The 7,529-nt window shown below is 69.2% G+C and carries 4 protein-coding genes; 3 read left to right on the plus strand and 1 reads right to left on the minus strand.

The annotated features are described in order from the left end of the window. Positions 1 to 171 precede the first annotated feature (171 nt). Both ACWGJY_RS34150 and ACWGJY_RS34155 read left to right on the plus strand, forming a co-directional pair. The gene (locus ACWGJY_RS34150) at positions 172 to 3,426 is read left to right on the plus strand and encodes a bifunctional cytochrome P450/NADPH--P450 reductase (RefSeq protein ID WP_453264764.1); all 3,255 of its coding nucleotides are present in this window, start codon (positions 172 to 174) and stop codon (positions 3,424 to 3,426) included. Positions 3,427 to 3,567: 141 nt separating this feature from the next. Further along, entirely contained in the window at positions 3,568 to 5,451 is a 1,884-nt protein-coding gene (locus ACWGJY_RS34155; RefSeq protein WP_453264765.1) for a glycoside hydrolase family 15 protein, read from the plus strand. 96 nt (positions 5,452 to 5,547) lie between these two features. On the opposite strand, the gene ACWGJY_RS34160 is transcribed toward ACWGJY_RS34155, so the two are convergent. After that, the gene (locus ACWGJY_RS34160; protein WP_453264766.1) at positions 5,548 to 6,873 is read right to left on the minus strand and encodes a chloride channel protein; all 1,326 of its coding nucleotides are present in this window, start codon (positions 6,871 to 6,873) and stop codon (positions 5,548 to 5,550) included. 279 nt (positions 6,874 to 7,152) lie between these two features. On the opposite strand from ACWGJY_RS34160, the gene ACWGJY_RS34165 reads away from it, so the two are divergent. Next, positions 7,153 to 7,410, plus strand: a complete 258-nt coding sequence (locus ACWGJY_RS34165) for a hypothetical protein (protein WP_453264767.1) — start codon at positions 7,153 to 7,155, stop codon at positions 7,408 to 7,410. Positions 7,411 to 7,529 lie beyond the last annotated feature (119 nt).

A 7,529-nucleotide genomic window follows, 5' to 3' on the forward strand; every position in this document is an offset into this window, starting at 1 on the left:
CCTATGGCGGGGGTGATGACTGAGAACGCGCTGGTCTGACCAGTGTTCTCGGTGAGAGGGACGGGATGTGGACCCCGTCTTCGCGAGCACATCTGCTGTTGCAGCCCCCGCACCGCGGGGGGAGGCTCGATACATGGGCGGCGGCTCCCCGGGTTGCTGGGAGTGATGGCGATGACGACGCTGAGTGGTGGCGGTGCGGAGGCGATTCCTGCGCCTGCCGGGCTTCCGCTGATCGGGAATCTCCGGGACATCGCGCACCGGAACTTCGTCGAGCACGCGATCCGACTGGCTCGTCAATACGGGCCGATCTACCGGCTGGGCACGCCGCTCGGTGAGCGGATCTTCGTCTCCGGGGCCGATCTCGTCGATGAGATCTGCGACGACGCGCGCTTCGACAAGCTGGTGGCCGGCGGGCTGACGCAGTTGCAGAGCTCGGCCATCGGCAACGGGCTGTTCACCTCGGACACCGCCGACCCGATGTGGCAGCGGGCGCACCACATCCTGATGCCGCCGTTCGGCCTGAAGGCGATGCGCGACTACCTGCCGATGATGCTGGACCTGACCGGGCAGCTGTTGGACAAGTGGTCCCGGCTCAACCCGGACGACGAGGTCGACGTGTCGGACGACATGACCCGCCTCACCCTGGACACCGTCGCGCTGTGTGGATTCGGCTATCGCCTCAACTCCTTCTACCGGGAAACTCCGCACCCGTTCGTCCAGGCCATGACCCGGGTCCTGTTGGAGGCCCAGAGCCGGGCCCGGCTGCCCGCGGCCGTCCATCGCGTCCGCAAGCGCGCCCAGCGCCGGTACGAGCGGGACAACGCGTTCATGAACGGGATCGTCGATCAGCTCATCCAGCGGCGGCGGGCGACCGGGGACACCGGGACCAAGGACCTGCTCGGCTGCATGCTGGCCGGTGTGGACCGGCAGTCGGGCGAGCGGCTTCCGGACGAGAACATCCGGGCGCAGTGCATCACTTTTCTCATCGCCGGTCACGAGACGACCAGCGGTCTGCTCTCCTTCGCCACCCACTTCCTGCTCAAGCACCCCGAGGTGGTCGAGCGCGCACGCGCCGAGGCCGACGAGGTCCTGGGCACGGATATGGGGGTCGCGCCGACGTACGAGCAGGTGCACCGGCTCACCTACATCGCACAGGTGCTGGACGAGTCGTTGCGGCTGTGGCCGACCGCGCCCGCCTTCACCCGCACCCCGTACGAGGAGACGACCATAGGCGGCCGCTACCGGATCTCCCCCGGCACCCCGCTGACCATCCTCCCTGGCGCACTCCACCGGGACCGCGACATCTGGGGCCCGAACGCCGAGGACTTCGACCCCGAGCACTTCAGCCCGGAGCGTCGGGCGCAGCTTCCGCCGAACGCCTTCAAACCCTTCGGCACCGGACAACGGGCCTGCATCGGCCGGCAGTTCGCGATGCAGGAGGCGCAGCTGGTGCTCGGCATGCTGCTGCAGCGCTTCGACCTGATCGACCACCTCGGCTACCAGCTGAAGATCAAACAGACCCTCACCATCAAGCCGGACGGGCTCAAGGTACAGGTCAGGCCACTCGCTGGACGGACGGCCGCCGCGCCTTTGCCGCGCGCCGTGGAAACGGAACCGGCGAAGGAGCCGAAGCCCGAGCCCGCCACCGTGCCCGCCGTGGAGCCGCACGGTACACCGCTGGTGGTGCTGTTCGGCTCCAACCTGGGCACCGCCGAAGGGATCGCGGAACAGCTCGCACGAGAGGGAACGGAACGCGGCTTCGACGTCACGCTCGGCCCGCTCGACGACCACCTCGGAGATCTGCCCCGCGAGGGCGCGACCCTCGTCGTCACCGCCTCGTACAACGGCACAGCGCCGGACAATGCCGCCCGGTTCTGCGGCTGGCTACAGGACCCGGCAACCCCGGCGGACGCCTGCTCCACCCTGCGCTACACCGTCTTCGGTTGCGGACACTCCGACTGGGCGGCGACCTACCAGACCGTCCCCACCCTGGTCGACACCGAGCTGGAGGCGCACGGTGCCACCCGCGTCCACCCTCGCGGCGAGGGAGACGCCAAGAGCGACTTCGACGCGCAGTACCGGGCCTGGCACGCCGGGCTGTGGCCGGACCTCGCCGAGGCGCTGGCGCTGTCGGCCACGGTCGGTCAGGCCGCCGCACCCAAGTCCGGGCCGGCGATCTCGATGGTCAACAAACGCGAGACCAACCCGGTCGTCACCTCCTACCGTGCCCGTCCCGCTTTCGTACGGGTCAACCGCGAGCTGCAGCACTTCGACGGCGGACGGCCGGAACGTTCCACCCGCCACCTGGAGATCGCCCTACCCGAAGGGACGACCTACGAGGCGGGCGACCACCTCGGCGTCCTGCCGCGCAACCAGGTCGACGCGGTATGGCGCGTGTGCCGGCACTTCAAGCTGGACCTTGGCAACTACCTCACGATCGCGCCGGGCCCCGCCGGGGTGCCCGGCCACCTGCCGGCGGGCGAGGCCGTGCCGTTGATCGGCGTGCTCGCAAGCTGCGTCGAGCTGCAGGACGTGGCCACCCGCTCCGACCTGGAGGCCATGGCCGCCCACACCGATGACCCCAAGCAACGAGACGAACTGCTCACCCTCGCCGCCGACGACCCCGAAAGCCGCGAGCACTACCACGAACGAGTCCTCGCCCCGCGCAAGTCGGTGCTCGACCTCTTCGGCGAGTTCCCGGACTGCCATCTGCCGTTCGACACCTTCCTGGAGCTGCTGCCGCCACTGCGCCCGCGCTACTACTCGATCTCCTCCTCACCGCTGGTCTCCCCGGACGTCTGCAGCATCACCGCCGGCGTGCTGGAGGCCCCAGCCCGATCCGGCCACGGACTCTTCCACGGCGTGTGCTCCAACCACCTGGCTCACAGCGACCCCGACAGCACAGTCTTCGCCTTCGTCCGCAAGCCCACGATCCCGTTCCGGCCCCCGGACAACCCCCACATCCCGATGATCATGATCGGCTGCGGCACCGGCCTCGCACCCTTCCGCGGCTTCCTGCAGGAGCGGGCCACGCAGACGGAGCAGGGTGTGCCAGTCGCCCCGTCACTGCTCTTCTTCGGCTGCCGCACCCCCGAACGGGACTTCCTCTACGAGGAGGAGCTGCGGCACTTCGAGCAGCTGGGGATCGTACGGCTGCACCCGGCGTTCTCGCGGGTGCCGGGCAGGCCCAAGACGTACGTCCAGCACCTCATCGCCGAACACGCCGACGAGGTCTGGCGGTTGCTACAGGATGAGGCCGTGATCTTCGTCTGTGGTGACGCCACCAGGATGGCGCCCGACGTACGGCGCGCCTTCACCGACATCTTCGCCAGCCGCGCCGGCACATCAGCGGGCGACGCAGACGCCTGGTTCACCGGACTGCGCCAGGTGAACCGCTACCTGGAGGACATCTGGGGCGCGGACTGACCAGCCCACGACAACAGGGGGTGCCGCCGCCCCATTGCCTGAGCGGTGCGCCATGACATGGGCCGGCGACGGCAAGATTCCGGGTGCGTGGCCAGGTCCTCCGGGCAAAGCGCCAGGTCCTCCGGGCAAAGGCGCAGGGAGATGGACGACATGGCCAAGACCGACTACCCGCCGATCTCCGACTACGCCTTCCTCAGCGACTGCCACTCCGTGGCGCTGGTAAGCCGCGACGCGTCGGTGGAATGGGCATGCTTCCACCGCTTCGACAGGCGATCGGTCTTCGCCCGCATACTGGACCGGGACCGTGGCGGCTACTTCCGCATCGCCCCAGCGGGGCAGTTCACCACCACCCGTCGCTACCTGCCGGACACGAACGTGCTGGAGACCCGCTTCGACACAGCGACCGGAGCCGTCACGGTGACGGACTGCCTGCCGGTGCGCGAGGACCTCACCCACCCCGGCCGGGTCGAACGGCGGCCCCCGGACGGGCTGCTGCTGCGCACCGTGCGCAGCGTGTCGGGCACAGTCGACGTGGAGTTGGAGTTCGCCCCCAGGTTCGAGTACGGGATGACCGTCCCGTACATGGAACTCACCGACGAGGATCTGGCCATGGTCACCGGCGGCCCGGACTCCCTGCTTCTGCAGAGCGGGCTGGCACCGCTCAAGGTCGACGACCTCGGCAACTGCACCGCGCGGATGTCCCTGACGGAGGGTCAGGTCGCCCACGTGGCCCTCACCTACGCGCAGGCCGAGGCGCTGACCATCGAGCGTCATTCCCCCGTCGACCTGAACGGCAGGCTGGCGGAGACCGTGGCATTCTGGACCAACTGGGCCGCGCGGTGCACCTACCAGGGCGCCCACCGCGACGCCGTGGTCCGTAGCGCGCTCGTGCTCAAGGGACTCATCTACGACGAGACCGGCGCCCTGGCCGCGGCCCCCACCACCTCGCTCCCCGAAGAGATCGGCGGAGAACGCAACTGGGACTACCGCTACACCTGGCTGCGCGACTCCGCGGCCATGCTGGGCGCTCTGGGCACCATCGGGTATCTGGAGGAAGCGGAACGGTTCGGTGACTGGCTGCTGCGCACGACCGCGGGCCGGGCCGAGGACCTGCAGATCATGTACGGCATCGGCGGTGAACGGCTGCTGCACGAGGTCGACCTGGACCATCTGGAGGGCTACCGCGCCTCTCGCCCGGTCCGAGTGGGAAACGGCGCATGGGACCAGGTCCAGCTGGACACGTACGGCGAACTGCTGGAAGCGACACTGCTCCTCCTGAAACTGCACGGACGGCAGATCATCGCCCCGCGCGGCGCGCGGTTCCTGCGCGACGTGGTAGACCTCAACATCAAGCGCTGGCAGGAGCCCGACGAGGGTATCTGGGAGATCCGTGGCGGGCGCCGGCATTTCGTGTTCTCCAAACTGATGGCATGGACCGCCGTCGACTGCGGCATCCGCCTCCTCGGCATGGTCCCCGAGCTGGCTCAGGAGCCGGGGTTGCGGGAGCGCTGGGAGCAAGCCCGCCAGGAGATTCGGACGACTGTGGAGACCAAGGGAGTTGATCCCAAGACCGGCGCGTTCCTCCAGGCGTTCGACCACGACGCACTCGACGCATCCTCGCTGCAGGTGAGCCTGCGCGGCTTCCTGCCTTCGAACGACCCCAGGGTCCTCGCCACGATCGACCGGACGGAAGCCGAGTTGACCCGCAACGGCCACGTCTACCGCTACCTTGCGGCGGACGGCCTGCCGGGCGAAGAAGGCACGTTCGTCTTCTGCACCCTGTGGCCGGCGTCCGCCCTGGCACGTGCCGGCCGCACCGAAGAAGCAGAGAAGTACCTCTCCGGCGTCCTGGACTGCGCCAACGACCTCGGCCTGCTGGCAGAGGAGATCGACCCCGACACCGCGGAGCAACTCGGCAATTTCCCCCAGGGGTTCAGCCATCTCGGCGTCATCTCGGCCGCACTGAACCTGGCCTACGCCCAATCCGGAGCCGAGGCGCCCTGGCCGCCCCCACGGTGGGCATAGACGAGGACTGAGCCACCCGGCGGCTCCAGCCCCTGCGGGTGGGCAGAGCTGGTGAGGGACCTACGAAAGCTCGGACCAGAGCTCAGCGGCGAGCCCTCACGGAGCGGACGCTCGCAGGGTTCGACGCGTGCGCAGCAGTTCCGCACACGCGAAGGACACCACCGAGGCAACGATGAGGACGGGCATCTGCGCCACTGCATCCGGCCCCAGGAGCAGTGTCGCCAGGACGATCGCCGCGATCGGGAGGCGCAGTACCGCCGCGCCGGCTGCTGCCAGTCCCACAGCCAGCCCGGTTGCCAAGCCGAAGCCGGGCAACGGCGAGCAGAGCACGGCGGCCGCCACACCGAGCAACAGTGCCGGAAAGACCGGTCCACCGCGCAGGGCCGCCAGCGAGAACGTCCAGGCCAACCCCTTGAACACCATCAGCAGAATCAGCGCTGAAACGGGCCAGGCGTGTGGTGTAGCAGCCAGGTCGGCCAGCGTCGCCTGGCCCGACAATGCCGCCTCGCCCGGCGAGCGGCCCGTACTCAACCCGTACCCGGCGGCGAACACCCCGACCGCGACGGCGCAGGCCACCGTCCGGGACGTCGGCCGCTTCGCCGTCCACTCGGCAATCTTCCTGGCGAGCGTCATCGCCGCCACCGAGCCGACCGCAATGGCCGCAGCAAGTGGGATCCCCCACAGGAAGTCACCGAGGCTCAGAGCCTCACGGGGAGGCAGTACCGGAAGGGAGAGTGAGCCGGTACCCAGGCCGGTCCATCGCCCGAAACCCGTGAACACCAGGGCGCCAAGCCCACTCGCGAGCGTGCACGGCAGGATCAAGGCAATCAGGTGAGGGCCCCCGATCCCCGCCGCCTCAATGATGAGCACGACGGCCACCAGCGGGTTCCCGAAGACCGCCGAGATCGCGGCGGTCGCCCCGGCCGTCCCCAGGACCGCCGTCAGCTGTGGCGCCTGCGCGCGGCGGCCCGCCCGAACGGCCAGCAGCGCCAGCCCGCTGCCCAGCGCCATCAACGGCGCCTCGGGTCCGAGTACCGCCCCCAGCGACAGGCTCGCGAGCGCGGCCACGACCACACCGGGCACCGCGGACGGAAGGACCGGGCCCCCGCCGACCCCCTCCACAGGGAGGTGACCGCCGCGCCCCGGGAACACGGACACGGCCCAGGCCACGATCAGGCCCGCAACGGTCAGCAACGGAAGAGGCCACCACCATGGAACCGCGGAGTAGCCGAGAGCGTGCGGCATATCATCCCAGAGCCAGTGCTGCGCGGCATGCTCCAGCACGAGGAACCCGAAAGCAGCCAGGGAAACGGGGATACCTACCAACCCGGACAACGCCAGCAACTTGAGGTAGCCAGGATCGCTCAGCACCTTGTCGAGCTCGCGGGTCTCTTGGGGGTCCCGCGCCCGGTCCTCTGACACAACCGCCTCCTCCGAGGAGGGCCTGTCCGCGACTCCCCCGGCCAGGCTGTGTGACACCACAGGACCAGCGCACCCGCAGGCCCTGCGAACTAGGCCGAACGGCGTGTCTGTCCAACCAACGGCCCTGTTGACTGCCGCCACTGGATGGGGCTCCGAACCACATTTCGGATACTGGGCGATCTTCGCTCGATGGGGTGATGTTCTGCCTGCACACCTGACTGGGCCCGGCGAGCGTGGTCTGGGGAGAGCGGGGCGGCACGTCGGCCGAGGAGGCCCCGCATGGACATGACTTCGGTTTCGGGTCGGGTGATTCTGGCGCTGACGGTTCGGATGGCGGGGGTGACCCATCCGCAGGGCACGGCAACGATGTGGGTGCGCGACGAGGGTCGCACGGAAGACGGTGTGCAGGCGGCTGCTGCTCCAGTCCCCTCGCGTTCGCTGCTGGTCAGGCCGTCCCGCTCGCCCGCGTCGACCTCGGCCTGCTTGACCCAGTCACGCACCGCGGTCTCGGTCAGGTCGAAGTCCTTGGCGACCTGACCGACTGAGCGGTCACCCCGCCGGCACTGAGCTTGTTCCGCTTTGACGGACACCATTGGTGTGGTGGTCAGGCTGCGAGTGCGGTCTCATATTCGGCGGGACTGCGGTAGCCGAGGCTG

The sequence above is a fragment of the Streptomyces sp. NPDC054765 genome, assembly GCF_053612065.1.